Raw genomic sequence first — 26,530 nt, 5'->3', positions numbered from 1 at the left:
TCCTTGGAATCGGGGCGGTCAGGCGGGGTTCGATGCGCCGGCGATGGGCGCGTAGGTGTGCGCGGGGGCACAGGCGGCCAGGGTGCGGGCCAGGCCCACGATACGGTCGTCGGTGCGCAGGGCGCAGCCGTTGGCGAAGAAGCGGGCCGTGGAGGCCAGCACCTCGTCGACGATCTCCAGGTTGTTCTCGGCCAGGGTGGTTCCCGTGGCCGTGATGTCCACGATGCGGTCGGCCAGGCCCACCATGGGGGCCAGCTCCACATTGCCGTGGAGGTAGACGATCTCCACCTGGGTGCCGCGGCGGGCGAAGTGGGACCGGGTAATGGAGGGGTACTTCGTGGCCACGCGCATGGCGCCGAGCTTGCGGTAGCGCTCCTCGATGGCGGCCGTAGTGCCGGCGGCCTCAGCCACGACGAAGCGGCAGCCGCCGAAGCGCAGGTCCACCAGCTCCACGACGTCGGCCCCCACTTCCAGAAGCGAGTCCTTGCCGCAGATGCCGCAGTCGGCCGCTCCCAGGGCCACGAACACCGGCGCGTCGGAGGGGCGCACGATGATGTAGTCGACCCCCGGGTTGGAGATGACGAGCGAGCGGCCCGGGCTCGCGAGCCCGGTCACATCGAGCCCCGCCTCTTCCAGGCAGGCGATGGCCTCACCGTTGAGCGAGCCCTTGGGCACGGCGATGCGCAGGGGCCGCGCCACCCCCTCGGCACCGGCCGTGGCCGCGGCGGCCATGGCTTGCTCCAGGTAGAAGGCGAAGCCGGCGGCGGGACGGTCGGGGCCGTAGGCGCCGAGGGTGCGGTCGTAGCGGCCGCCGGAGCCCAAGGGCGAGCCCACGGCCGGGGCGTAGGCCTCGAAAACGATGCCCGTGTAGTAGTTGAAGGAGCTCACCACCGAGAAGTCCACGAGGATGCGCTCGGCCAGGCCGGCATCGGCGAGCCGGTCGTAGGTGGCCTGGAAGTCGTCGAGGTCGGCGATGCAGCCGAGGGGGGCGGCCAGGGCCCGCACCTCGTCGATGGCATCCTGGGCCCCGCGGATGCGGGCCAGCCGTCCGATGGCGGCGGCGTAGGCCGGGGCCACGCAACCCGGGTCGGGCGCCGCGTCCCCGTCGGCGGCCAGCACGGCGCCCGGGGCGCCGGCGGCGCACAGGCGATCGAGGGCCACGAAGTCGGAGTCATGGTAGGCGTCGAGCACGGCGGCCTTCCACGGCTCGGAGGCGCCGGAGCGCTCGAGCAGGGCCCGCAGCACCCCCACGGTGGCCAGACCCAGCACGAAGGTGCCGGCGCCGGCCAAGGTGAGCGCCTCGACGAACAGGGCCACGATCTCCGCGTCGGCGGCCGGGCCCGTGGGGCCGATGCACTCCACGCCGCACTGGGTGAGCTCACGGGCCTGGGCCTGGTTGTCGGCCTCGGCCTCGCGGAACACCCGCTGGGTGTAGCGGAAGCGCAGAGGGCCGGGCTCGTCGGCCAGGCGCGTGGCGCACATACGGGCGATCTGGAGAGTCACATCGGGGCGCATGGCCAGCAGGTCGTCATGGGAGTCGAAGAACTTGAAGGGGGATGCGGGCATGCGGCCGCCGGCCCGCACGACGTCCATTACCTCCAGGGTAGGCGTCTCGATGGGAGCATAACCGCGCTCGGCGAACAGGTCGGCCACGGCGCGGGTGATGACCTCGCGGGCCCGGGCCTCCTCGGCCAGCACGTCACGGAATCCCGATGGGGTGACTGCGTTCACAAGCGAACCTTCCTCGTACCCGTTTCTTACGGAAACACTCATATTATGCGCCTGCATGCCACAGCATGGGAGCAGCCACAGCCAAAAGGCGACATATCCCCCGCAGGACGCCACACCGACGGCCGACCCCCGATTCGGATGCCGGGGCTCCAGGCCCAGGCTCGGGCACCGGGGTTCCAGGCTCAGGCGCCGGGGTTCCAGACCCAGGCCAACCGGCCCAAGCTGGCGCGATGCCACCCTGCGATCATCGCCGTGTCCACCCTGAGGCCAGCGCGATGCCCGCAGCGAACACCGTCCAGCCCCCGGCTCGATCCAGCCCCCAGCCTGATCCTGTCTCCGGCTCGATCCAGCTTCCAGCGCCATTTGCAACGAGCGATCCTGCGATTGTCTATACTTTATCACAGTAGAGTGATAAAGTATCAGCTGATTTCCAAGGAAGAAGAAGGCGTTCGGCGAGCGGAATGCAAGCTACCGAGCAGAGTTCGTCAGAATATGGGAGTTTTTAGAGTATCTCGAAGATCAAGCCACCCTATCCGACCATCTCTACCAGGAAAAACGTACCGGTCCATCCTCAAAAGAGAGTTTTTTCCGCACGTCAACGACTAGCGAACCCTAATAACTCCCATATTCTGACGAGACGGCCTCGTCCGCTTGCACGGGCCACGTCCCGCAGGGCGATGGCCGTGGAGCGAACTGCACGCGCATGCGACCCGTACGGCCGATCTTGCGGATGCGCCGCAGAATCGCCGTCGTGGCTTGGCGCCGAAAGATCGGAGGCCCTTAGACGAGGGGCTCGACGATCATGGCCCGCAAGATGCCCGAAGTGTCATAGGCGCGCTTGCCGGCGCCCATGCCGATGCGCTGGATGGTGAAGCGCTCGGGAAGCGCCCCTTGAGTGCGCAGCGCACCGGCAACGGCGGCACCCGTGGGAGTCACAAGCTCCCCCTCCACCGTCGAGGGTGTCAGCGGCAGCCCGCACGCCTCGGCGATGAAGGCGGTCGCCGGAGCTGGCACGGGAATGAGGCCGTGCTGGCATCGCACGGTGCCGCGCCCGCACGGCAGATCGGTCACAACCACCCCGTCCACATTCAGATCGTCGACAGCGGCGGCAATAGCCACGATATCGGCGATGGAGTCCACCGCGCCCACTTCGTGGAAGTGCACATCGCCCAGAGGCACGCCATGGGCCCTCGCCTCAGCTTGGGCCACTAATTCGAAGATACGGCGCGCCGTCGCCTTGGCCTCCCCGGTCATGGTCGCTCCATCAATGATGGCCTCGATCTCCCGCGGACCCCGGTGATGGCCGGTCCCCTCGGCGCCGTCATGGCCGTGGCCGCGGCCGCCACCGCACTCCCGCTCGCCGTCGAGCCCGTAGCCGTAGCCGTCGCCACCGACGCAGGAGCCCTCCCGATCCCCGCCTTCTTCGCGCTCGCGCCCATCCTCGCGTTCGCGGCCATGGAGGTAGGCCATGTCGTGGTCGTGGTTCTCGTGGGCCGCGTCCAGCACCACGGCAAAATCGCACACATCCAGGCCCGACTTCACCACCCGGCTGATCTCCACGGCGAAGCCCTCCACGTCCAGACTGTCGAGGGCCCGGCGCACGACTTCCTCGCTGGCGCCGGCATCCAGCAGCGCCGCCGCGGCCATATCGCCGCTGATGCCCGCCGTGCACTCTAAATATAGGAGTCGTGTCATCGCGTCCTACCTCTCCACAGCCGCGCCGCGGCCGTTCAAGTGATTGATGGCGCTCGCCTGGAAGGCGGCGCCGAAGCCGTTGTCGATGTTCACCACCGACACTCCGCTTGCGCAGGAGTTCAGCATAGCGAGCAGGGCCGCGATGCCGCCGAAGGAAGCCCCATAGCCCACGGAGGTGGGCACGGCGATGACCGGGCAGTCCACCAAACCCCCCACCACACTGGCCAGGGCCCCCTCCAGGCCGGCCACGGCCACGATGGCCCGGGCCCGGCGCAGATCGTCGGCCACATCCAACAGCCGATGCAGTCCCGCCACCCCCACGTCGTAACAGCGCATCACCTCGTTGCCGAGGAACTCAGCGGTCAGCGCCGCCTCCTCGGCCACGGGCAGATCGCTCGTGCCCGCTGCCACCACAGCCACCACCCCATCGCCGTCAGGGGCGCCCAGCTCGCCGAACACGAGCAGGCGAGCCTCACGGTGGAAGGTCAGGGACACTGGGCGGGCGCGCAGAGTGGCCGCGAGGGTGGCGCCCGCACCGGTCACCGCGGCCGCGCTGCCACGCTCGGCCCACAGGACCTCGACGGCGCCGGCCTTCCCGTCGCCGACCCGGGTGGCCAGCACCCGGGGCTGCCCCGCCTCCAGCAGGGCTGCGGCGATGGCGACGATCTGCTCAGCGGTCTTTCCTTCCCCGTAGATCACCTCGCCGGCCCCCTGGCGGGAGGCCCGGCTGTAATCGGGGCGGGCGAAAGCGCTCAGCCCCTCCCCTCTCTCATGATGGTCGCAGCCCACGGGCCCTCCCTCGGTCGGTTTTCGTTCTCTGCATGATAAATCTTGGAGTTGGCTCCATGGATCGCGAAAAGAAAAAGGCCCACGGAAGATTCGCAAGGGCCTTCGGGAAAGCGAGGGATGGCCGGCGGCTACTCTTCGGGACGAAGGGCCCGCTCGCTGTCGGCCATGATATCGTCGTAGTGATCGATCTTGTACTCCAGGCGCTCGAGGGCCCGCTCCAGATCGGCGATGCGCTCGCGGATGGCGATGCTCTGGCGAGCGAGCAGCTCCTTGCGGGCGGCCCGGGTCTCGTCTCCCTGCTCGATGAGCTCCATGTACTCGACGAGGGACTCGATGGACATGCCGGCATCGCGCATGCACTTGACGAACTCCACGGCGTTGCAGCTGGCCTCGTCGTAGTCGCGGATACCGCTCCTATTGCGCGGAACGTGGCGCAACAGGCCGATGCGCTCGTAATAGCGCAGCGTATCGGTGGAGACACCGTAGCGCTTGCTGACTTCCGCGATCTTCATTCGGTCCCTTTCGAGCGGGGCTGCACCAGTCGTCCCGTACAGACTACACGTCAATTAGACCATATGGAGTAGACTACAAGTCAAGAGCGCTTTGCCAGATTTCCGCGAACGCTCGCGCAGGGGCACTGGCGCCGCGCACCCCCGACTCTCCCAGACTCCGGAACGGCGCGTCGCAGCCGGCAAAGGGAACGTACCGGGACCGCGCAGTGCCGACGGACTAGCGGTCCGATGCCAGGGAGTCACGCAGGGCCCGCAGCGCGTTGCCGCGGTGGGAAACGGCGTTCTTGCGGGCCTGGGGCACCTCGGCCAGAGTGAGAGTGCCCCCGAAGGCGTCGGGGATGAACAGCGGGTCGTAGCCGAAGCCCTCGCTCCCCCGCGCTTCGCGGCCGATGGCCCCCTCGATGGTGCCCCGGGCCACGGTCTCGGTGCCATCCTCATCCATGAACACGAGGGTGCACACGAAGCGGGCCGTGCGCTCTCCATCGGGAACAGCGGCCAGCTCGGCCAAAAGCTTGGCGTTGTTGGCCCCGTCGTCGCCGTCGGCGCCGGCATAGCGGGACGAGTACACCCCCGGGGCCCCGTCCAGGGCATCCACAGCCAGGCCCGAGTCGTCGGCGAGCACGGCCGCAGTCAGACCGGCGGCGCGCACCGCCTCGGCCGCGGCCCGGGCCTTGATGCGGGCGTTGCCCTCGAAGCTGTCGGCGTCCTCCACCGGATCGGAGGCCAAACCGGCCTCGGCCAGGGTCTTGAACTCCCAGCCCTCGAAATTCAGGGCCGAGCGGATCTCGGATACCTTGTGGGCGTTGTTGGTGGCGATGACGACGGTCTTCATAGGGATTCCTCTCGGGGGCTCTTCTCAATGCGCTCGACAAAGTATACCGCACGGAGCCCCTCCTCCGCCACGCCCCGAAGGGCCTCAAGCCACTGCTACGAAACAACCAGCTCGGGCAGATCGACATGCTCCACCACGTCCATGGGGCGCGAGAGCACCCGGCCGCCAAAGCGGCGGAACTCCGCGGTGTCAGCGCCCGTGGTGAAGAAGGCGGCCGCGGGCACGTTGCCCGGCTCGGCGAAGCTGCGGCGGCGGCGCAGGATGTGGGCCACATCCCGGGCCGTCTCCTCGGCCGAGGACACCAGGGTGACCGGCCGGCCCACGACCCCGCCGATGAGGGCCTTCAGCAGCGGGTAGTGGGTGCACCCGAGCACGAGGGTGTCGATCTCGCAGCGGCGCAGGGGCTCTAGGTACTCCCGGGCGATCTCCTCGAACTCGGGGCGGATGTAGACCTTCGCGGCCCCGGACAGGTAGTCCTCGATGGGGCCGTCGGCCAGTTTCAGGCCCATCTCGGCTATCTCCACGAAGCGCGGCGTGGCCGTGGAAAACACCGTGATGCCGGCGTCGATGTGGCGGATGGCCTCGGAGTAGGCGTTGGAGTCCACGGTGCCCTTGGTGGCGATGACCCCCACCCGACGGTTTATGGTGGTGTGGGCCGCGGCCCGCGCCCCCGGCTCCACCACGCCAACCACGGGCACGTCGAAGACCCGCTGGGCATGGGAGAGCCCGGCGGCGGTGGCGGTGTTGCAGGCGATGACGATCATCTTCACGTCCTGGCCCAGAAGCCAGGTGCAGATCTGCTGGACAAAGCGGTCCACTTCCGCCTGGTCCCGCGGCCCGTAGGGGCACCGAGCCGAGTCGCCGAAGTAGACGATGCTCTCCTCGGGCAGGCGCCGCTGGAGCTCCCGGGCCACGGTCAGGCCTCCGTAGCCGGAATCGAATACACCGATGGGGCGGTTGTCGTAGCCTTCGCCCACGAGGGGGCGGTCCTGGGCGGAAAGCACGGGTGCCCTAGCTGTGGACAACGACGACGTCGCCGACGGAGAGGAGTCCGTGAAGCTCCTCGGCCTTCTCGGGGGGCAGGTTGATGCAGCCGTGGCTGCCGTGCTCCAGGTACCAATCGCCGCCGAACTGGGCCTGCCAGCCGGCATCGTGGAAGCCGATGGAGTTATCCTTGAAGGGCATCCAGTAGGCCACCTCGGTCTCGTAATCCTTCGTGCCGTCCGGCTTGTAGCCGCGCAGCACCGACTTCCCGTCGTTGGTCTTGATGTAGTAAGTGCCCTCGGGAGTGGCCCGGCCGTCGGCCGGCTTGCCCGAGACGATGTCGCTCTCCCACAGGATGGAGCCGTCGCCGTCGTAGAAGCGCGCGTACTGCTCGGTCAGGTCCACGTCGATATAGCGGGCGCCGAAATCGCGGCCGTACTGGTCCGGGGCCTGGGCCGCCCGCTGCTTCATGGTGATCTCGATGGGGCCGCCCTCAGCGTTCACGAGCGCCTCGCGCACCGCCTCGGCCGTGGCCTCGCTGTCGGTGATCCAACCGTAGTCGCCGCCCTTCACCACGACCTGCTTGCCATCGGGCCGCGCGTAGGCGCGCTCGGCGCCCGTGGTGTCCATGGCGTTCACCTGCTCCTTCACCATGGCTACCAAAGGCTCGGGATCGTAGGCGACGGACAGGTCGTCGCCGATGGTGATGTGGGCAGCGATGGCATCGGCGTCGATGGCCAGCCGCTCGACGCCCTCCATGGTCACGCTCACGGGGGCCGAGACGTACTTGTTGGCCTCGTCGCGAGCGGCGGCCAGGGCCGGGTCGCTCGAGAGCACCTCGGGCCGGGCGAGCACCGCGTCGCTCAAGGTCACCTTCGGGGCGAAGTTCACCGTGCCGCGGGCCACCTCGTCCATGACCTTGTCGGCGAGCAGGGTGTTGCCCTCCTCCTCGGGCACCACGACGAAGGCGTGCTCGGCGGCGTCGTAGGCCACCATGGCGTTCTTGGGGGCCGTGCCGCGGGCGTTTGCCTCCTCCACGGCGCCGTGGATAGTGTCGGCGAGCTTGGTCTCCTCGAAGGTGGATACCAAGTCATCGGTGTCGTCGTGGCTCTGGAACACCTCGTAGGGCCAGGCCCAGGGATTCATCTCGGACAGGAGGCCGTCGGCTATAGACTGGCTGTCCAGGGACATGCCCATGTCGGCGGCGGACAGGGTGAGGCTCAGGCCGTGGCCTTCCACCTTGAAGGTGTAGTCACCGAGCACCCCGTCGAGCATCTGGTGCACTTCCTCGGGGGTCTTGCCTGAGATGTCCATGTCGATGATGGAGCTGTTGGGGAAGAAGCGGCCCATGAAGATAAAGACGCCCGCGAGGTACACGACGGCGAGCACACCGAGGATGATGCCCACGGTGATGCCGAAGATCTTAAGACCGCGATGGCGCTTCTCCTCCGGCGGCACCGGGCTCGCCTGGTAGCTGGGCACGTAGCCCCCGGCGAAGGAGGCGGCCTGCTCGGGCCCCCGAGGGGGCACAGGCGGCATCGATCCGGTGGACGCAGGGCGCAGCGGCGCCATGGCGCCCGTGGAGCCGGAGCGCACGGGGGATACCGGGACGGTCGAGGTCGCAGGGGCGGAAGGCGCCGGGCCATGGGCACCAGCGGGGCCCGGGGCGACCGGGGCGTGGGCGCCGGTGGATGCGGGGCCGCTCTCGCGCAGCGGTGCCATGGCCCCCGTTGCCGAGGGCGTGCTCCCGACGGGGGGCATGGCGCCCGTGGAGCCGGCAGCCCGGGGCGCCCCCGAGGGGATGCGGAACCCGCGGCCGCGCTTGGGCTTGGCCGCACCGTCCTTCTTACCGTGATGTCCCTGTTTATTCTGAGCCATATCGCGCTTCCATGGATGTCGTTCGTCAACGGAGGGCCGCCTGCCCGGCGCTCCGATCTCAGCGAGTTTCGCCCTATTATACGACACTCCCCGCCCGTTCGGCTCCGCGCCCGCGGCCATGGTGCCACTTTCACACAGGAGGGCCCCTCACGGCCCGTACAGGGGCCATTCTCCGCGACCCGTTCACAAGACTTACGCGAGATTCAGACGTTTCCCCTGAATATGACTGCTTTTCTTAAGGTTCGCGAATATCCACCGCCGTCCTGTTTTCAGCCAAGCCATCGGTTATTTTTTGGTTAAAGTCGGAAGGGAGACGAGAGAACCCCTGGTCACCCGCCGGCGACAAGGGAGGTGCCCCTCCGGCGATCACACTGCGATTCAGCGAAGAAAAAGCCCCTCTGACCAGGCAGGTTACCAGTCAGAGGGGCCGATTTCCGTTGGTGGAGGCGCGGAGAATCGAACTCCGGTCCATACTAAATCGTCCACGAGGCTCTACAAGCTTAGTTGGCGATCGGGATTCGGAGCGGATCGGTTCGCCAACCAACGTGGCCGCTCCTAGTCGGTTCTCTCTTTTCCCGGGCCATACCGGCTACGTGCCCGGGAGCATTCCCCTGAAGTTGACGCCTTGGCCGGTTCGGGGAAACACCGGCTTCGGCGATCACCAGGTTGCTGTTAGGCAGCCATGGCGGCCGGCATGTAGTAGCCGGTCTTAGCAGTGTTTTTGCCAATTAACTTGACGTTACCCCTGTTTAACGTGGCGAGGAGACCACGACCTGCTCCTCGTTTCGGACTTACCATGTCGAAACCAGTCGCCCCCAATAAAGGGTATCGGTTTATTGTAGCCGCCCCGGCTCCGCTGTCAAGGGCGTCGGCGATGTCGCGCGCCCGCGGGCGAGGCTCCTGCCGACGAGAGGAGCGCGAGCAGACGGCGGCGCAGAGCCGCATGCTCCGCTGTCAAGGGCGCGGTTCCGCAACTCTAGGCCGCAGCCACGCGCAGCAGCTCGGCACCGTCCAGGTCGTAGTCGTCCATGCACGCGCTGCGCCGCGCCGGCTCCTCGTAGGTGCACCAGTAGTAGGTGCGCGTCGCCGCCGAGAAGCCATCGGAGAACAGGGTGTACTCGTAGCGGCCGTCGGTCATCTTCGCGCCGCCCTTGCACATGGAGGCGCCCTCCAACGTGCGGAACAGGCGCGTCACGTTGGCGGCCTCCCCTTCCTCTGCCGGATAGTTCGCGTTCAGGAAGGCGGCCCGCACAAACCGGCTGGCCGGGTCGTAGCCGCCGGGGAAGCCCACCATGCCGGCACCGGTGCCGAAGGCCTTCAAGGTGTCGCGGGTCCAGGTGACCGGCTCGGGATGCTCGCAGCTCACGTGCATATAGTTGCGCACGTTCTCGGCGTGCCAGGGGAAGGGCGGCTGGTTGGTCAGCACGTCCAAACCGTTGTCGTAGACGTGCATGCCGTCAGCCTCGCACTCGATGACGAGGGACTCGGTCCCGTCGCCCACGATCCAGTGCAGGGGAGACACGGCCCACAGGTCGTTCACGGCCTTGTTCACGATGGTGACGTTGTCCAGAGCCGCACGCACCTCGGCCACGGTGGAGAACTGCGAGGCGATCCACAGGGGCACCTCGTAGGCGGCCAGGTTCACCGTACCTTCCACGGGCTCGGGGGCGAACACGGCATAGCCGGGGAAGTTCAGGCCCGCCACGGCCAGGCCCGTCTCGTTGGCGCAGTCGAAGTACAAAGGCGCCCCGGCCTCGATGATGGCCATGCCGATGCAGGCGTGCTTCGGCTCGATGGTGCCCAGAAACGGCGAGGGGATGCGGGCGACACGGGGGGTGATGACCACGCCCTCCCCATAGTGCTCGCACCAATCCAGGTTGCGGCCGAAGTACAGATTGCCCTTGCTGTCAGCGAAGCGAACGCCCGTGCACATGATAGTCTCCTAACGACGAAACGGGAGCGACCGACCCGATCGCTCCCATCCATAGTAGGGCCCCGCTGCGCCCTGGGCGGGCGGGCGGTCCCTTGGTTGCCGTTTTGACAGCGCGGCGTCGCCGTTACTTTTTCTTCTTGAGGAAGCTCAGAGAGTCGGCGATCTCATCGAAAGTGCCCTTCAGCTCCGCGGCCACGGCGACGCCGTCCTTGTAGATGGCGTTCACGTCCTTGGTGGCCGCCGCCACGCCCTCGCGGCTAATGCCCAGATCGAACTCGTCGCCGTCGGAGGTGCGCTCCACGCGCACACCGTCGTCGTCATTGTCCTCGTCAACGTAGTAGTACTCCACCTCGTTGCCGTCCTCGTCCAGCAGGATAAAGCCGATCTCGTTGTCGAACTCGTCCACGATGACCGCGTGCACGTCACCGTCCTCGATCTCCATCTCGATGATCTCGCTCTCCTCTTCGGGCTCCTCTTCGATATGGTAGCCCTCGGAGTTCAAAACGTCGGCCTCCTCCTCGGCGGCCAGGGCCTCATCCACGTCGCCCTCATCCCAGCCGTCGTAGTCGGCCTCGTTGTCGGTCATGAAGCTGTCATAGGCGTGCTCCACGTCGCTTTCCGCCGCGTCGGCCCCGAAGATCTCGTCCTCGTCGCCCTCCACGTCCTGAAGCTCGGTTTCCTGGTCGATCCATTCGGCGTCGGTCTCGCCGGGCTCTTCCATGCTCTCCAGCTCTTCGTCCAGACCCATGATGGTGCTCCTTTTTCGTGTCCGTCCTACAGGGCCGCCTCGGCGACCACGTTCCCATGATGCCATCCCGCCGCAGTGCCCCGGCACGGAGCGCGGTTTCGTTTCCCTAACGTGAACGCTCTTTCATGGCGCGGTCGATCTCGCGCTTGGCGTCCCGCTCCTTCATGCTCGCCCGCTTGTCGTAGAGCTTCTTGCCCCGAGCCAGAGCCAGTTCCACCTTCACCCGGCCATCGGTGTTGAAGTACATCTTCAAGGGCACGATGGCCAGGCCCTTCTCGGCCACCTTCCCGTCCAGATAGCGAATCTGCTTCTTGTGCAGCAAGAGACGCCGCTTGCGATCGGGGTCGGGGTTGAAGATGGACCCGTTGGCGTAGGGAGGGATGTGCACGTTGTTCAGCCACACCTCGCCGTTGCGGATCAGGGCGAAGCAATCGGTGAGCTGGCAGTTATTCTCGCGCAGAGAGCGCACCTCGGTGCCCGTCAGCTCGATGCCCGCCTCGTAGGTCTCCAGGATCTCGTAGTCGTGGAAGGCCCGGCGGTTCTTCGCGATGGTCTTCTCGTCGCGCTTGGGCACGGTGCTACTCCTCCCCCACTGCCTCGGTGTCCGCCTCGCCGCCGACACCCGCGTCATCGGCGGTCACGGCGCCCATGCCCGGCACGAAGCTGACCTGAGGGCCGAGATCGCGGGCGAAGCGCGTGATGAGGCGCACCGTGGCGTCCAAATCGGCCAGACATACCACCTCGGTGGGGGTGTGCATGTAGCGCAGCGGCACCGAGATGAGGCCCGTGGGAATGCCGTCGCGGGCCACCTGGATGGCCCGGGCGTCGGTGCCGGTCACGCTCGGCTCGGCCTCCAGCTGATAGGGAATGCCCTCGGCCTTGGCCGCGGCCACCAAGCGCTCGAAGACCACCGGGTTGATGTTCGGGCCGCGGGCGATGACCGGGCCCGCGCCGCAGACGATCTTGCCGTACTTGGCGGCGTCGATGCCCGGGTAGTCGGTGGCATGGGTCACGTCGAAGGCCAGGGCCACATCGGGGTTCACGGCATGGGCGCTCGTCATGGCGCCGCGGGTGCCGATCTCCTCCTGGGTCGTGGCCACGGCGATGAAGTCGCCCGCCGCGCGGCCGGCCGCGGCCAGCTTCTCCATGACGCGGCAGGCCACCCACACGCCGCACTTGTCGTCGAAGCACTTGGACACGGCCATGCCGTCCCCGAAGCGCTCGAAGCCCACGGCGAAGGTAATGGGATCTCCCACGGACACGAGCTTCTTCACGCGCTTGGGCTTCAGGCCCAGATCGATCACGAGCCCCGAAAGCGGCGTCACCGCCTTGCGCTCGTCAGGCTCGATGAGGTGGATGGGCTTGCGGCCCACGATACCGCGCAGCGGGCCTGCGGCCGTGTGCACGTCCACGCGCATGCCAGGCAGAATGGCCGCGTCCACACCGCCGAGGGAGGCCACCGACAGGAAGCCCTCCGGGGAGATGTAGGTGACCATAAGGCCGATCTCGTCCATGTGGGCCGCCAGCATGAGCGAGGGCGCGGCCTCGTCGGTGCCGGAAAGCACCGCGCTCACCGAGCCCATGGTGTCGGTGGACACCTCGTCGGCCACAGTCCCCAGCCGCTCGCGCACCAGGGCGGCGACCGGCTCCTCGAACCCGGTCGGCGAGGGGGTTTCCACCAGCTGCTTCAAAAACTTGATCTGCTTCTTCTTCATAAACGATGCTCCAATCTGTTTCCCCGCCCCAGGGCGAGGGCCGCAATGCTGCCGGGCAACGGAAGCGCGGTCGGCCACCTACCAGTACCCCTTCGAGTGCTTCCGCTTGCGCTCGGGCTTGGGGGGCCGGAAATCGAGCGCCAGCTGGCCGTCGGTGATCTTCTCCTGCTTCTCCGCCGGGGCTGCGGCCTTGCGCTCCACCTTCTCGATGGTCCAGGACACCGCGCCGGCCCCGAACAGCTCCAGCATCTTCAGCCGCGCGTCGTGGGCGTTGGCCTTGGTGCCGGCCCGCGCCTCGCTTTGGAATTCGAAGAGGCCGCGCTCGCGGTCGTGGGATCCCTTGGGTGACTGGTAGTGGGCAACATAGGTCTGCATAAACGGGCGGTCCTTCCGTCTCTGTGGTTCAGGGGCCATTCTAGCACGACGGAGGCCCCGCCTTGAAAGCCAAACAGGCCACCGCTGGAAAACCAACGATGGCCTGCTCATTGTTATGGAGCCGGTGACAGGAATCGAACCCGCAACCCACTGATTACAAATCAGTTGCTCTACCGTTGAGCCACACCGGCGCCGTGCATGCGGCACCTCTCCCTCCCCGAAGATGACGCCGCATCCGCTTATTGTACGACAACGCTCCGATTTAGGGAAGTTGCAACCGCAGATTCCCTACTCCTTGGCGCCCCACTGCTCGTAGTAGGCGTCGATGGCGGCCGCGATATCGTCGTCGATCACGATGCGCCCGGCCACCTCGTGGTTGTGCAGGCACTCCTTCACCTCGGCCATGGACACGATGGAAGCCACCGGGAAGCCGTACTTCGCCTCGATCTCCTTCTGGGCCGTGGTCACGCCGCCCTTCCCCACTTCCATGCGGTTCAGAGACACGATGAGCCCGCGCACGTCCACGTCGGCGGCGGCCTTCAGGATGGGATAGGTCTCATCGATGGACTTGCCCGAGGTGGTCACGTCCTCCACCATGATGACGCGATCGCCATCGGCGAGCTCGGCGCCGAGCAGGTTGCCCGCATCGGCCCCGTGGTCCTTCACTTCCTTGCGGTTGCAGCAGTACTTCACTTCCTTGCCGTAGAGCTCCTGCAACGCCATGGCGGTGACCACGGCCAGGGGGATGCCCTTGTAGGCCGGCCCGAACACCACGTCGAAGTCGAGCCCGAAGTTGTCGTTGATGGCCTGGGCGTAGTACAGGCCCAGACGGTGCAGCTGCTCGCCAGTCACATAGGCGCCCGCGTTCATGAAGAACGGCGACTTGCGCCCACTCTTCAACGTGAAGTCGCCGAACTTCAGCACGTCGCTTTCCACCATGAACTCGATGAACTCGCGCTTGTAAGCCTCCATGGCCATCCTTTCGCTCCAGGGACCCTCTCATTTTCCATGGACACCATGATACCCGATTCAGCAGAGGGTGCGACCGCGCGGCGACAGGTTAGCGGTTAGTTGACACCCGAACATATATTCGGTTATTATAGCGTACATCCATTCGGGCGAACAGGTGTGCTTGTTTAGAAGCGTTCTCAGGGAAGGAGGCCGGGCCGTGAACGTTATCGAGAAGCTGGAAGTGCTGGCCGATGCGGCGAAGTACGATGTGGCCTGCACTTCCTCCGGCGTGCAGCGTTCGGGGAAGAAAGGGCAGCTGGGCGCGGCGCACCAGGCGGGCTGCTGCCATTCCTTCACGCCCGACGGGCGCTGCGTCACGCTGCTGAAGGTGCTCATGACCAACGCTTGTGTCTACGACTGCGCCTACTGCGTGAACCGTGCCAGCAACGCCATGGTCCCGCGCACGGCCTTCACCCCGCGGGAACTGGCCGACCTTACCATCGGGTTCTACCGCCGCAACTACATCGAGGGGCTCTTCCTGTCGTCGGGGGTGGCCGGCTGCCCCGACCGCACTACCGAGCTCATGGTGCAGGCCCTGCGCATCCTGCGGGAAGAATACGGCTTTCGCGGCTACATCCACACCAAGACCATCCCCGGCACGTCCCTGGAACTCATCGACGAGCTGGGCCGCCTGTCCGACCGCCTCTCGGTGAACCTGGAACTGCCGAGCAAGCAGAGCCTGGGGCTTCTGGCCCCCAACAAGTCGCGCCACTCCATCCTAACCCCCATGCGCCACATCTTCGAGTCGGTGGCCGAAGACAAGGAATCCCGCGCCCTCGCCCAGCGCCGCACCACGGTGTACCGGGAGAAGAGAATGGCCCGCAAGACGCGGGCCTTCGCCCCGGCGGGCCAGTCCACCCAGATGATCATCGGCGCCACCCCGGAAAGCGACTACCAGATCCTGAACCTGTCGGCGGCGCTCTACACCCAGCTGTCCTTGAAGCGCGTGTTCTTCAGCGCCTATCTGCCCGTGGTGGCCGACCCGCTCCTGCCCGCCACCGATGCCGTGCAGCTGAACCGCGAGCACCGCCTGTACCAGGCCGATTGGCTTCTGCGCTACTACGGTTTCAACGTGAGCGAGATCATCGACGAGGAGAACCCCTTCCTCGCCCCCGATGTGGATCCGAAGGCCAACTGGGCCTTAAACCACCTGGATTTCTTCCCCGTGGAGGTGAACACCGCACCCCTCGAGGCGCTGCTGCGCGTGCCCGGCATCGGCGTGCGCGGGGCGCGGCTCATCCTGCGGGCCCGGCGCCAATCCACCCTGGGCGAGGCGGAGCTGCGCCGCCTCGGCATCGCCTACAAGCGCGCCCGCTACTTCATCACCATGAACGGCGCCTACGGAGGCTCCGGCATCGACTTCTCCCGCGATGCGCTGCACGCGCGCCTCTCCGCCCCCATCGAGGGCGGCCGCCACGGACGGCGGGCCAACCGGGCCGTGCAGGGCCAGATGAGCCTCTTCGAGGCGGTGGACGCGCCGCCGGTGCTCCCCGAGGCGAGCCCCGCCAACCGCGCCGCCCTCGATGTCGCCTTCGAGGCCCAGCGCCGCGCCCTGGCCCAGGGGGCGCTGGCCCGAGCGATGGCCGACGGCGCTGGGGGCGAGCGGCGGACGACCCTCGACGCAGAAGCGCCCCGCACCAGAGATGAAAGCCCGCTGCACGAGAACGCCCCGCACGATGACGATGCCCGCGAGCCACTGCTCTCCGTAGCCTAGGAGAGCGTCGTGCACCGCGCAAACGCTACCGCGCCCGCAAGCCCCGCCCTGGTCGGCGCATATCCGGCCGGAGCGGACGCGTCCCCCTCCGCGGCAGGCAGCCCCCACCACCTTCCCCTCGCAGCCGTCCCATCAGCCGCCCCTGACGACATCTACGACGAGGTAGCCTACGCCTACGACGGCACCTTGGAAGGACTGCTCTCGGCCATCTTCGCCGCCTACGAGCGCCATGAGAACCCGACCGACGTAGTGCCCGAAAGTCGGCTGCAGCCCCGCCTGGGCCAGCGGGTAGCGGCCATCCCCACGAACATGAGCCATGCGGCCCGGGTGCTGCGCGGCGTGAAGCGAGCCTGCGGCTGGCGGGCGGCCCATGCCGTGAAGCAGGCCAGCTGCTCCGACGAGCCCGATGCGGGCACGGCTGCCTACCGCTTCGTGCGCTACGCCATGGACGAGCAGAAGCACCGCAACTGCGAGCGCTGCCGCAAGCGATCGTCCTGCCCTGGGCGCAGCGGTGCGGGCCTCTGCCCCAAGATGCGGGGCCGCGCCCTCTCAGACATCACCCATCCGGCCGTGGAACGGCTCTTCCGCATCTCCCGCTCCATCAGTCAGGAATGCGAGCACCTGCGCCAGTTCGTCCGTTTCCAACACCTGCAGGGCGAGAGCGTGGGCGACGACACCGGCACCGAAGTGTGGTTCGCCCGGGTGAACCCCAAAGCCTCGGTGGTACCACTGGTCATGGACCACTTCGTGGAGCGGCTCGGCGTGCAGCCCTTCATCATCTACGACGAGGTGCACGAGTTGGCCGGCGTCTACGACGGAGGCGACTGGCACCTCGTGGCCACCGCCGGCCAAGGCGATCTCGCCCGGGCCCTCCCCGATCCCACGGCCGACGAGGCCCTCTTCAGCGAGGCCTGGCGCACCTTCTACCGTTCGGTATCGGTGGATGCCCGCTACCATCCCGAGCTGCGCCGACAGTTCATGCCCAAGCGCTTCTGGAAGAACCTCACCGAGCTTCAGGAGAGCCCCGCTACCCTGCGCACGGCCCGATCTTAGCCCCGCACGCAAAGCGGGGACACCTCCTGGGCGCCCCCGCTCGTCTTCCCTGGAACCGACGCGCCCCGCAGGGCGGCCCTCGTTTCGCGCACGCCCCTCTACAGGCTGAACAGCAGCTCGCTCGCCGGAGCCGTCAGCTTACCGGGCACCGGGCGCTCGCACTCGTAGGCCAGTCCCACGGCCGGCCCCACGTGCACGCCGATCACGGGACTCACGGGCAGCACGTCCACGGCCCGCCCCACCACCGGCTCGATAGCTTCGCGAGCCCACGTCACCGCCGGCGCAGCCGATCCGATATAGTGCACCACCACGCGCTTGAGGCCACAGGCCCCAATGTCCTCCTTGAACACGTCCACCATGCGCGCCAGCGTCTTCTTCCACGTGCGCACCTTGGCCAGGGTGGTAGTCTCCCAATCGGCCACGGTCAGCACCGGGGAGATCTGCAGCAAGCCGCCGAGCAGGGCCGAAGCGCCCCCGATGCGACCGCCCGCCTTCAGGAACGCCAGGCTCTCGGGAGCAAAGATGAACCGCGATGCCGCCACGGCATCGGTGGCCGCCGCCGCGCAGCCCTCCAAATCGGCACCGCCATCGCGGGCATCGGCGGCATCCAGCACCGCGAACATCTCATCGCCGCAGTTCGACGTGGAATCGATCAGCGTGCAGCGGAACTGCTCATAGCGTTCCTTGCAGGCCCGGGCGCTGCGCACGGCGCTCTCGAAGGTACCCGACATCTTCGACGACAGGAAGATGCCCAGCACTTCATCGCGTGCCTCGGCCGCCCGATCGAAGATCGCCTCCAGCGCGTGCAGCGACGGCTGGCTCGAGGTCGGCGGTTGCTCGATCATGTCATAGATATCCTCGTAGAACGCATCCACGTCCATGTCGGTCTCGCGGTACTCGCGACCATCGCGGTTCACGTACAGCGACACCACTTCGATACCGCGCTCGCGCACCACATCGGCGGGAATCGAGGCCACAGAATCGGTGACGATCTTGATCACGGGGGTCTCCTTTCGAAGATACGGGCCGATGCGCGCCCCTACGGGGCCCGCGCGCTTTCACCTCTTCATCCTACACCATTGGGCCCGAGCCGCCCGCCACAGCGAGGGAAGTTTACAGCCCTGTGAAGTCGAAGGCGGGGATGAAGCTCTCCTCGGCCGCGCCACCCTCCTGCCAGAAGTAGTCCGACACCCCCAGCTCGTCGGCGAAGTCCAGCAGCGCCTCGTACTCCTCATCGGGCACAGTTTCGGCCAGCTCGGGGCATGCCGCCAGCGCCGAGGCGGCCCGGGCGCTGCCCGCTTCGGCCGCGCGGGCGAGCACCGGCGTGTACTGGTTCATGAGCGAGAGGCGGACGGCGTCGCCGAAACGCTCGTGCAGAAGGCGCACCACGGCCTTCGAGTTCTCCAGGGCCCCGGGCAGCATCAGGTGGCGCACCACCACGCCGCCGGTCAAGCGCTCTTGGCCGCGGTACTCATCGTAGGCGCAGGGCCCCACCGCCCGCACCATAGCCTCAAGGGCGGCCAGGGCCACCTCGGGGTAATCCGCTGCCGACGAATAGCGCCGGGCCATATCGCCGTCGGCGTACTTGAAGTCGGTGAGATAGGCGTCCACGCACCCCGCGTTCGCCTCCACGGCGGCCACGGTCTCGTACCCGCTCGTGTTCCACAGCACCGGCAGACGCATCCCCGCCGCCCGCGCGAGTCCCACCGCCGCGCGAATCTGCGGCGCGTAGTGCGTGGGCGTCACGCAGTTGATGTTCAGGGCGCCCGCCGCCTCCAGCTCGCCCATGATGGCCGCCAACCGCTCCACGGTGATCTCTCGGGCATGCTCGGCCAGCGCGATCTCGGCGTTCTGACAGTAGACGCAGCGCAGGGGACAGCCCGCGAAGAAGATCGTGCCGGAACCGCCTTCTCCAGAAATAGGCGGCTCCTCCCAGAAATGCAGCGCCGCGCGGGCCACGAGCAGGCGCCCGTCGGCCCCGCACACCCCGCGCTTCCCCGCCGCCCGATTCGCCCCGCAGGCGCGGGGGCACAGATCGCACGACGATGGCGCTGCGCAGAGGGGGCGCGGGCCACCTTGACCGACCGACTTCAGTTCTCGCATCTCAAACCCCTCAATCTGCGCAGCAAACGCCGCGAGATAGATCTTTCCAAATTCCAATCTCTCACTATGAGGCAAATCTATCCGTAGCAGGCGCTATAACACCTGTTCATGGTTTTCCATGGAAAACTTTTTGCGAGACCCCTCGCGCGGCGCAGTCTATTTCGCGGCGATTACTGCGCGAAACGACGGTCGACGGAAACAAAACGACGAATCAAGGCATCCCCCATCCCCGACACCGGCGACAGTCCGCAGCGTCGAGCAGTCCGCGCGCCGCCAAAGCGCGCGGAAGTGCCCTAGTTTGCGGTGTAGTCGAAGTCGTCGTAATCGGAGTCGTCGGCCCAGTCCGGGTCGTCATAGTCGCTCCAGTCCTCGTCCTCGTCCCGACTATGGTCACTGCCACGTCCGTAGGCCTGCTCGGCACGGGTCCAGTCGAGCCCCGCCGCGGCGCCGGCGGCCTCGTCGCGGTACACCAGGGCCAGGGCCGCCGGGGCCATGTCCGCCCCGCCGATCACGGCCAGAAGCTCCAGCAGATGCATAGTCGCCTCCACGCCGGGCAGGATCACCTCGGCATCGTCGGCGGCCATGAGAGCGGCCGACAGCTCGGCCAGCAGCATCTCGGCCGTGTAGTCTCCGGCGAAGCGCCGCTGCTGCACGGCCCGCACCACCGGGTCGGTGCTCACCGTGCAGAACAGCGGCACCTGATCGGCATCGAGGGCCCCCACCGAGCGGGCGGCCGCATCGTCGAGGGCCACGGCCTCGATAGCCGAAGCCAGGTTGGCCGCGAGGGGCAGGGTGTGCGTGCTGCGCATGAGCTGGGCGCGCCCGGGAGCGCCCACTTCCACTACTTCCCCGAAGATGGCCTCCAGGAGCGTGCGCACTTCCTCGGACAGCTCGCTTTCCGAGGCCACGGGCCCTAGCAGGTTCTCCCGGGCGAAGGCATCCTCGGCCACGAGCGAGCGCACCGTGAGGGGCGCTTCCACCATGACCAGGTCGTTCACCGTCGCCACAGCGTTGATCTCTCGGGCGAAGTTCGGCGTGGTGGCCGACAGATCCACGAGCACGGTGCCCGGCCCAGCGCTGCCCACCAGGCCGTCGTCGCCGAAATAGAGATCCTCCAGGGCCGAGGCGGTCGTGCAGAAAGTGACGACGATATCGGCCGAGGCCGTGTCATCCGCACGGACGAGCCCGGCATCGGCAAGGCGGCCCTGAACGGCCTTGATGAATGTGGGCGCGCCCACGTAGGCATAGGATGCGGCCATGTTACCTCTCCCCCTTCACCTTGCGGGCGATGCGGTCGGCCACGGACATGTTGTCGCGCTTGTCAGCGCCCCAGAACACCACGGCCAGCATCTCGGGCCCCACATGGCTGCCGATGACTGGCCCGATGCTGCACTCCAGCACGAACAGGTTCGGGTCCTCTTTCAGCAGCAGCTCCCGCAGGCGGCCAGCGTCCTTGGGGCAGTCGGCGTGGCCGATGAGGGCCACATGGCTCGGCCCCGAGGCATCCACGTTCTTCTTGTAGAACTCCGCCAGCTGCTTGATGCCCTTCTTACGGCCGCGGGCCACGCCCGTGAGGGCCAGCTTGCCGTCCTCCCCGATAACGAGCAGCGGCTTCACATCCAGGGCGGCGCCGGCAACGGCCACCGAGGCCGGGATGCGACCGCCCCGGCGCAAAGCCCCCAGGTCGTCCACCATGAACTCCTCGTTCACGAAGCAGCGGGCCTCCTCGGCCCAGGCGGCCAGCTCGGCGGCGGTCATGCCCTTCTCGTGCTGCACGAGGGCCTCGTAGATGAGCAGCCCCTCGGCCACGGAGGCCAGATGGGTGTCCACCAGGTGCAGCTCGAAGTCGGGATACTGCGCCCGCACCTGATCGGCCACCACGCAGGCAGCATCGTAGGTAGCCGACAGCCCGCTTGAGAACGCCAGGTACACGCAGGGCGTTCCCTCCTGGGCGGCCGCCGTGAAGGTGTCGGTCAGCGTCGAGAGGGCCACCTGGGCCGTGGAGGGCTCGGAGCCTTTGCGCATGGCATCGTAGAACTCCTGGGCCGTGGAGGACTCGAACAAATCGTCGGTGAACGTGCCTCCGTCCATCATGTAGGGAAAGCCCATGAGGGTGACGTCCTCGCGCTTCACCACCTGCGGCGGCAGGTCGCAGCAGGAGTCGATAATGAGATGGCAGTTCGCCATGAACGCCCCTTCCCGGCGACCCCACGGAGCCGCCTCTCTCGCATCGGCGCGGGCTCCGACCGCTCGGGTCGGGCCCCTGCGCCGCTTCAACCTATAGAATGTGGCGCAGCTCGGCCACAAGCCCCCGGCGCCGATCGCTCAGACCCGCCTCTAGCCCCACGGGGTACGTATGGGGGTTCAGCATGCGCAGCTGGGTCTCGTCCAGCCTATCAAGGCCGGCCGCGGCCCGCTCCCGGGCGGCGCAGGCGTTGCGGAACTGAGGCGCGAGCACCACCCGGCCCCCACGGGCCAAAGGCGCCAGCAGCGTCTCGAAAGAAAGGCCCGCCAGGTTCTTCTGGCGCAAGTCGTCCAGGGGATCCACGATGACCTCGCGGCCGGCGGGCGGCCGGTTCACGTCGAAGACCATATCCCCGGCCACGGTACCGTTGCCGTGGTAGTAGCGGCGCACGTCCAGCACGCCCGGCGTCGTCAGCTTCGCCGCCGATTCCGATATCTTGAGGCGATCCTCCCAGGGCGCGCCGGGGCCGGGCCGCACGGCAGCCAGCTTGTAGACGCCGCCCAGGGTGGGCTGGTCGTAGGCGCTCGCCAGCTTCGTACCCACGCCGAAGGACATGACGTCGGCCCCCTCGTCCAGGATGGACTGGATGGTGTACTCGTCCAAGTCATTGGAGAGCACGATACCGCAGTCGGTCAGCCCCGCCCCATCCAGCATGCGCCGGGCCATCTTCGAGAGCCACGACAGGTCGCCCGAGTCGATGCGGATGCCCGCCAGGCGCTCGCCGCGCTCGCGCATCTCCAGCCCCACGGTGATAGCGTGCTCGATGCCCTGCTCCACATCGTAGGTGTCCACGAGCAGGATGCAGTTGCGCGGGAAAACGCGGGCGTACTCCCGGAAGGCCGTCAGCTCGTCGTCGAAGGACATGACCCAGGAATGGGCGTGAGTGCCTGACACGGGAATGTCGAACAGGCGCCCGGCCAGCACGTCGGAGGTGGAGGCGCAGCCGCCCACCACGGCGGCCCGGCTCGCCCACACGCCTCCGAGCCCCTGGGCCCGGCGCAGGCCGAACTCGGCCACGGCCCGACCCCGGGCGGCCCGCACGACCCGGGCGGCCTTGGTGGCGATGAGCGTTTGGAAGTTCACCATGTTCAGCAGGGCCGTCTCCATGAGCTGGCACTGCATAATGGGGCCCGTGACCCGCACGATGGGCTCGTGGGGGAACACGATGGTGCCCTCGGGCACCGCGTCAACGTCCACGGTCAGGCGCAGATCGGCCAGGTAGGCAAGGAAGTCTCCACTGAACAGCGGGCCGCCACCCGGCGCTTCCAGGCTGGCCAAGTAGGCGATGTCCTCCTCGCTGAAGCGGAAGTTCTCCACCATATCGGCCAGCTGGGCCATGCCGCAGGCCACCGCATAGCCCCCCTTGAAGGGGTAATCGCGGAAATACATGGTGAAGCAGGCTTCCTCCTCGGTCTTGCCCGCGTCCCAGTAGCCCTGGGCCATGGTGATCTGGTACAGATCGGTCAGGAGGGCATAGTCCACGTTCATCTAGGCGTTCCCTCCCTTGTCGGAGGCGCCGGCGCCCGCCGCGCCGCCCTCTCCCTTGGGACGGCGGCTGCGTCGGCGGCGGCGCGGCTTGGGGGCGACATCCCCCTCGCCGCGCGGAGCGCTCTCGGCGCGGTTGCCGCGGTCGGGGCGGCTCGCCGCCAGGCCCGAGGACCTCTGGCCCGGCCGGGCGCCATTGCGCTGCTTGGAGCCGTTGCCGCGCTCGGAGGCGCCGGGGCCCTTGGTGCAGGACGAGCCCTGGCCGCCGCGGCCCTGCTGGGCGCTGCGGCCCTCGCCCGAGGCACGGCCGCCGTCCTTGGGGCGACGGGAGCGGCGGGGCTTGGGGGCGGCGGCGTCCTTCTCTTCCCGGGAGGTGGACACACGCTCTAAGGCATGGCCGTCCTCGGCCGCCGCCAGCTTCGTGGACCGACGGCGCTTGCGGGGGGCCGGTGCGGCAGCGGGGGCGGCATTGTCGCCACGGCCCGAGCGCTTGCCGCGGGAACGGCCCGGTGCGGAGCCCTCGGCCCGGCTGCGGGGCGACGAGGAGCCCCGGCGCGAGCCGCCACCGCCGGTGTGGCGCACCTTCGCCCCCTCGGCCAGCTTATCGGAGCCGGTGAACTGGCTCGTCGAGAAGATGAGCGCTTCGCCGAGCCCCGTGCCGCGCTCGCTCGTGGCCTCCTCCCAGGCCTCCTCTCCCACGGCATTGGGGCGGTTGGCCCCCTCGGGCGCCGGGTCGAAGTCGGCCAGGGGCACCTTCACGGGCTTCTCCCCCTCAACCTTCAGGGAGATGATCTCCCGGGGCACGTCGTGGTCTACCACCTTGGCCGGACCGGCCGGCGTGGACACCGTGGCGTTCAGCTTGGGGGCGCGGCCCTTGAAATCCTTGTAGGCGTCGAACTCGTAGCGCAGGCAGCACATGAGGCGCCCGCACAGCCCCGAGATCTTCTGGGGGTTCAGCGAGAGCCCCTGCTCCTTGGCCATGCGGATGGACACAGGGCAGAACTCGCCGCCGAGGCGCTTGCAGCACAACTCCTGGCCGCAGTGGCCCACGCCGCCCACCATGCGGGCCTCGTCGCGCACGCCGATCTGGCGCATGTCGATGCGCACATGGAAGCGGCTGGCCAGCTTGCGCACCAGCTCGCGAAAATCGATGCGCTCCTCGGCCTCGAAGTAGAACACGGCCTTGTCGCCGTCCAGCAAAAACTCCACCGACACCGGGTGCATGTCCTCGTGGGCCTCCCGGGCCATCTCCTTGAAGATGGGCAGCGCCTCGCGGGACTTCTCCTCCATCTCAGCAGCACGCTGCACATCCTCTTCCGTGGCCACGCGCTCCACGGGGCGCAGGGCGCTCTTCAAGGCGCGCACCTGCTCTTCGCCCACCTCGATCACCTCGCTAGCGGCAATGCCGAACTCGGTGCCGCGGGCGGTGCGCACCACTACGGGATCGTCTTTCTTAATCTCCAGGTCGCCGGGGTCGAACCACAGCGTCTTGGGATTGAAGGTCAGGTTAATCGGTGCGACCCGAATCATTGAGAACCTCTCTTACGTCGAACAGCAACGCGTCGATGCACGTTTCTGGGGATACATTATAGGCAAGGGCCCGCTCGCAGTCGTCCACCTTGGCGGCGGCCGCGGCCAAGCGGCCCGCATCGGCCGTCGAGAACAGATCGACGAGCACCTCGCGCACGTCGGTGTTGATGATCAGATCGGGGGTGCCGGCGGCCACCATCATGCCGTCCCGCAGCCACGAGCGCACGAGCGACGTGGTCTGGCGCAAGTACTCGGTGGTCTTGGCCGACAGCGAGCGCTTGTTGCGCGCCTCGATCTGGCGGATAGCCGACTTCGCGAGGAAGTCGGCATTCTCGGCCAGCTCCGTCTCCTGAGAGGCCCGCACCACATCGAGGGGGGCCTTGGAGGCCTCCAACAGCTCCCGGGCCATCTCCACGATGTCCCAGTCGTCGGCCCGGGCCAGGCGAGCCAGGGCCGCGAAGAGCCGGCTGCGGAAGGCGAGCCGCTCGTTGCCCGGCGCTTGGAGAAAGGCCACCGCCGCGGTGATGGAGCCGCCACAGGCCTCGATGGCCATACGGGCCTGAGGGAGCGCCGCCCCGGTGTTTTGGGCCACGATGCCGGCCGCCTCGGAAGCAGGGATGTGGCGGAAGGGCACCACCTGACAGCGGGAGACGATGGTGGGCAGCACCGAGGCGCGGGTGCGTCCGAGCAGGATGAGCACCACGTCGTCCTCGGGCTCCTCCAGCGTCTTCAGGAAGGCGTTGGCGGCGCTGGCCCCCAGTTGATCCACCCGGTCGAGGATGTAGATCTTCCGGTCGGCCTGAATGGGGGCCATGGCTGTGTCGGCCACGATCTCGCGCACCTGCTCCACCAGATAGCCGTTGGCGCCGGCTGGGGCGAAATAGCGCACATCGGGGTGCTTGCGCCGCATGACCTTGTCGCAGCGGTTGCAGTCGCCGCACATGCCTCCCCGGGGGCCGTGAGGGCCCTTGGGGCACATGAGCGCCTGGGCGAGCGCGTAGGCCGCCAGAGTCTTGTTGGAGCCGGCCGGTCCCACGAACAGGTAGGCCTGGGTCACGCGCTCGGACACCACCGAGGCGCGCAGGAACTCGCGCACCTTCGGCTGGCCCAGGATGTTCTCGAAGGCGTCAGCCACGGCGGCCTCCCTTCCCCGCCCCGTCGCCGCGGCTGCTCGCGGGGGCTGGGGCGCCCGAAGCGCGGCGGCCGTCGCGGGACGCCGCGCCGCCCGGGGCGTTCCGGGGCCCCTTGGGTCCCTCTGCCTTTTGAGGGTCCCGGGGGGCCTTACCGCCCGTGGGACCCTTCGCTTTCTGAGAGTCCCGGGGGGCCTTGCCGCCCTTCGCGCTCTTGCCGCGGGTGCCCTGCGGGTGCCGGCCGCCCTTGGGCGCGGGCGCGCCCCCCTGGCGGCCGCGCCCCGAAGCGCGGCGACGGTCGCGCTGGACGGCCCGCTTCCTCTCGCGCTCCCGCTCGCGGCGCTTTTCCTCCATGACGGCGGCCACGAGCTCCGTCAGGGCCGCCGGGTCATCACCGTCGGCGGCCAGGGCCGCGGCGGCCTCGGGCAGCAGCGGCGCCAACTCGGCCAGCACGGCGCGGAAGGTGTCGGTGCGGTGCAGCTGGGAGCTCACGATGCGCACCCGCTCGGGCTCGGCGGCGGCCAGGGCCGCGAAGCCCTCGGCCACACGACTGTGGAAGGCGTCTCCGGCCCGCTCCAGGCGGTCGGCGCCGCCGCGGCGACCCATGCGCGAGCGCACGGCCTCCTCGGGAGCCACAAGCAGAATGGTGGCATCGGGTACCAGGCCGTCGCAGGCGAAGCGGTTCGCCGCCGCGATGAAGGCGCCGTCCAGCCCCCGGCCCGCCCCCTGGTAGGCCACGGTGGAGTCGAAGAAGCGGTCGCACAGCACCACGGCGCCCCACGCCAGAGCCGGCGCGATCACCTCGTCGACGATCTGGGCCCGAGCCGCCTCGTAAATGAGCAGCTCGGCCCGGTCGCTCATGGTGCCGTGGGCCGGATCCAGCACCACGCGCCGCAGGGCCTCCCCAACGGCTGTACCGCCAGGCTCGCGCAGACATACCACCTCGCGGCCGGCCCCTTCCAACAGCCGGGCCAGAAAGCGGATCTGGGTCGATTTCCCCGCCCCGTCACCGCCCTCGAAGGTGATGAGCAGTCCGCAGCCGTCCTGTCGCCGAGATTCAGCCACAG

23 protein-coding genes, 1 tRNA gene and 1 other RNA gene are annotated in these 26,530 nt (G+C 68.0%); 2 read left to right on the top strand and 23 right to left on the bottom strand.

The features are described 5' to 3' along the window. Positions 1–18: 18 nt before the first annotated feature. The 15 genes from hisG to pyrE all read right to left on the bottom strand — a co-directional run bounded on the left by hisG (position 19) and on the right by pyrE (position 14,164). On the bottom strand, positions 19–1,731 hold the full coding sequence (hisG, locus tag AAK988_RS06205; protein WP_262999770.1) for an ATP phosphoribosyltransferase: 1,713 nt from the start codon (positions 1,729–1,731) through the stop codon (positions 19–21). A 780-nt stretch (positions 1,732–2,511) separates the two neighbouring features. Next, entirely contained in the window at positions 2,512–3,426 is a 915-nt protein-coding gene (larC, locus tag AAK988_RS06200) for a nickel pincer cofactor biosynthesis protein LarC (RefSeq protein ID WP_369873247.1), read from the bottom strand. Positions 3,427–3,432: 6 nt separating this feature from the next. Then, positions 3,433–4,215 carry a nickel pincer cofactor biosynthesis protein LarB gene (larB, locus tag AAK988_RS06195; RefSeq protein WP_242369417.1) on the bottom strand — a complete coding sequence of 261 codons (783 nt, stop codon included), beginning with the start codon at positions 4,213–4,215 and terminating at the stop codon, positions 3,433–3,435. Positions 4,216–4,343: 128 nt separating this feature from the next. Next, a complete protein-coding gene (locus AAK988_RS06190) occupies positions 4,344–4,727 on the bottom strand; it encodes a MerR family transcriptional regulator (RefSeq protein WP_135971307.1) in 384 nt (127 codons plus the stop codon). 217 nt (positions 4,728–4,944) lie between these two features. Beyond that, positions 4,945–5,559, bottom strand: coding sequence for an RdgB/HAM1 family non-canonical purine NTP pyrophosphatase (gene rdgB / locus AAK988_RS06185; protein WP_369873246.1), 615 nt, complete (start codon positions 5,557–5,559; stop codon positions 4,945–4,947). 95 nt (positions 5,560–5,654) lie between these two features. Next, positions 5,655–6,563 carry a glutamate racemase gene (murI, locus tag AAK988_RS06180; RefSeq protein WP_242369419.1) on the bottom strand — a complete coding sequence of 303 codons (909 nt, stop codon included), beginning with the start codon at positions 6,561–6,563 and terminating at the stop codon, positions 5,655–5,657. 7 nt (positions 6,564–6,570) lie between these two features. Next, positions 6,571–8,421: a L,D-transpeptidase family protein gene (locus tag AAK988_RS06175; protein ID WP_369873244.1), complete on the bottom strand. Its 1,851-nt coding sequence runs from the start codon at positions 8,419–8,421 to the stop codon at positions 6,571–6,573. A gap of 438 nt (positions 8,422–8,859) precedes the next feature. Next, positions 8,860–9,238, bottom strand: a transfer-messenger RNA (tmRNA) gene (gene ssrA, locus AAK988_RS06170). A 159-nt stretch (positions 9,239–9,397) separates the two neighbouring features. After that, positions 9,398–10,354, bottom strand: a complete 957-nt coding sequence (gene bsh / locus AAK988_RS06165; RefSeq protein WP_151430455.1) for a choloylglycine hydrolase — start codon at positions 10,352–10,354, stop codon at positions 9,398–9,400. Between the two features lie 124 nt (positions 10,355–10,478). Next, entirely contained in the window at positions 10,479–11,102 is a 624-nt protein-coding gene (locus tag AAK988_RS06160) for a hypothetical protein (protein WP_135971018.1), read from the bottom strand. Positions 11,103–11,208: 106 nt separating this feature from the next. Next, positions 11,209–11,676 carry an SsrA-binding protein SmpB gene (gene smpB / locus AAK988_RS06155; protein ID WP_135971017.1) on the bottom strand — a complete coding sequence of 156 codons (468 nt, stop codon included), beginning with the start codon at positions 11,674–11,676 and terminating at the stop codon, positions 11,209–11,211. 4 nt (positions 11,677–11,680) lie between these two features. Next, positions 11,681–12,817: a M42 family metallopeptidase gene (locus tag AAK988_RS06150; RefSeq protein ID WP_369880507.1), complete on the bottom strand. Its 1,137-nt coding sequence runs from the start codon at positions 12,815–12,817 to the stop codon at positions 11,681–11,683. Between the two features lie 78 nt (positions 12,818–12,895). Continuing rightward, the gene (locus AAK988_RS06145; RefSeq protein WP_151430450.1) at positions 12,896–13,192 is read right to left on the bottom strand and encodes a hypothetical protein; all 297 of its coding nucleotides are present in this window, start codon (positions 13,190–13,192) and stop codon (positions 12,896–12,898) included. Positions 13,193–13,308: 116 nt separating this feature from the next. Beyond that, positions 13,309–13,383: transfer RNA gene (locus tag AAK988_RS06140), tRNA-Thr, on the bottom strand. Positions 13,384–13,480: 97 nt separating this feature from the next. Beyond that, the gene (gene pyrE / locus AAK988_RS06135; protein WP_369880506.1) at positions 13,481–14,164 is read right to left on the bottom strand and encodes an orotate phosphoribosyltransferase; all 684 of its coding nucleotides are present in this window, start codon (positions 14,162–14,164) and stop codon (positions 13,481–13,483) included. Between the two features lie 196 nt (positions 14,165–14,360). Between pyrE and AAK988_RS06130 the strand changes: the two genes are divergently transcribed. Together AAK988_RS06130 and AAK988_RS06125 are read left to right on the top strand one after the other, a co-directional pair. Further along, positions 14,361–15,917, top strand: coding sequence for a putative DNA modification/repair radical SAM protein (locus AAK988_RS06130; RefSeq protein ID WP_369880505.1), 1,557 nt, complete (start codon positions 14,361–14,363; stop codon positions 15,915–15,917). 9 nt (positions 15,918–15,926) lie between these two features. Further along, complete coding sequence (locus AAK988_RS06125; protein ID WP_369880504.1) at positions 15,927–16,970, top strand: TIGR03915 family putative DNA repair protein; 1,044 nt, start codon at positions 15,927–15,929, stop codon at positions 16,968–16,970. Positions 16,971–17,068: 98 nt separating this feature from the next. Here AAK988_RS06125 and AAK988_RS06120 read toward each other — a convergent pair whose 3' ends face one another. The 8 genes from AAK988_RS06120 to tmk all read right to left on the bottom strand — a co-directional run bounded on the left by AAK988_RS06120 (position 17,069) and on the right by tmk (position 26,528). After that, positions 17,069–17,971, bottom strand: coding sequence for a DegV family protein (locus AAK988_RS06120; RefSeq protein WP_369873242.1), 903 nt, complete (start codon positions 17,969–17,971; stop codon positions 17,069–17,071). Between the two features lie 112 nt (positions 17,972–18,083). After that, complete coding sequence (locus AAK988_RS06115; RefSeq protein ID WP_242369435.1) at positions 18,084–19,073, bottom strand: radical SAM protein; 990 nt, start codon at positions 19,071–19,073, stop codon at positions 18,084–18,086. A 293-nt stretch (positions 19,074–19,366) separates the two neighbouring features. Further along, positions 19,367–20,332, bottom strand: coding sequence for an NAD(P)-binding domain-containing protein (locus AAK988_RS06110; RefSeq protein ID WP_151430440.1), 966 nt, complete (start codon positions 20,330–20,332; stop codon positions 19,367–19,369). Position 20,333: 1 nt separating this feature from the next. After that, complete coding sequence (locus tag AAK988_RS06105) at positions 20,334–21,260, bottom strand: DegV family protein (RefSeq protein WP_151430438.1); 927 nt, start codon at positions 21,258–21,260, stop codon at positions 20,334–20,336. 91 nt (positions 21,261–21,351) lie between these two features. Continuing rightward, positions 21,352–22,806 carry a nicotinate phosphoribosyltransferase gene (locus AAK988_RS06100; RefSeq protein ID WP_135971008.1) on the bottom strand — a complete coding sequence of 485 codons (1,455 nt, stop codon included), beginning with the start codon at positions 22,804–22,806 and terminating at the stop codon, positions 21,352–21,354. Next, positions 22,807–24,333 (bottom strand): regulatory iron-sulfur-containing complex subunit RicT, encoded by a 1,527-nt coding sequence (locus AAK988_RS06095; RefSeq protein WP_369873239.1) that lies wholly within the window; start codon positions 24,331–24,333, stop codon positions 22,807–22,809. Further along, positions 24,311–25,468: a DNA polymerase III subunit gene (locus AAK988_RS06090; RefSeq protein WP_135971006.1), complete on the bottom strand. Its 1,158-nt coding sequence runs from the start codon at positions 25,466–25,468 to the stop codon at positions 24,311–24,313. Before AAK988_RS06090 ends, AAK988_RS06095 begins: the two co-directional genes overlap by 23 nt. Beyond that, a complete protein-coding gene (gene tmk / locus AAK988_RS06085) occupies positions 25,461–26,528 on the bottom strand; it encodes a dTMP kinase (protein ID WP_369880502.1) in 1,068 nt (355 codons plus the stop codon). Before tmk ends, AAK988_RS06090 begins: the two co-directional genes overlap by 8 nt. Positions 26,529–26,530 lie beyond the last annotated feature (2 nt).

Origin of the sequence: Adlercreutzia muris, assembly GCF_041223505.1 — a bacterium.
Taxonomy (GTDB): Bacteria; Actinomycetota; Coriobacteriia; order Coriobacteriales; family Eggerthellaceae; genus Adlercreutzia; species Adlercreutzia muris.
The sequence above is the reverse complement of the archived record's forward strand: the minus strand, read 5'-3'. Positions and strand labels throughout refer to the sequence as shown.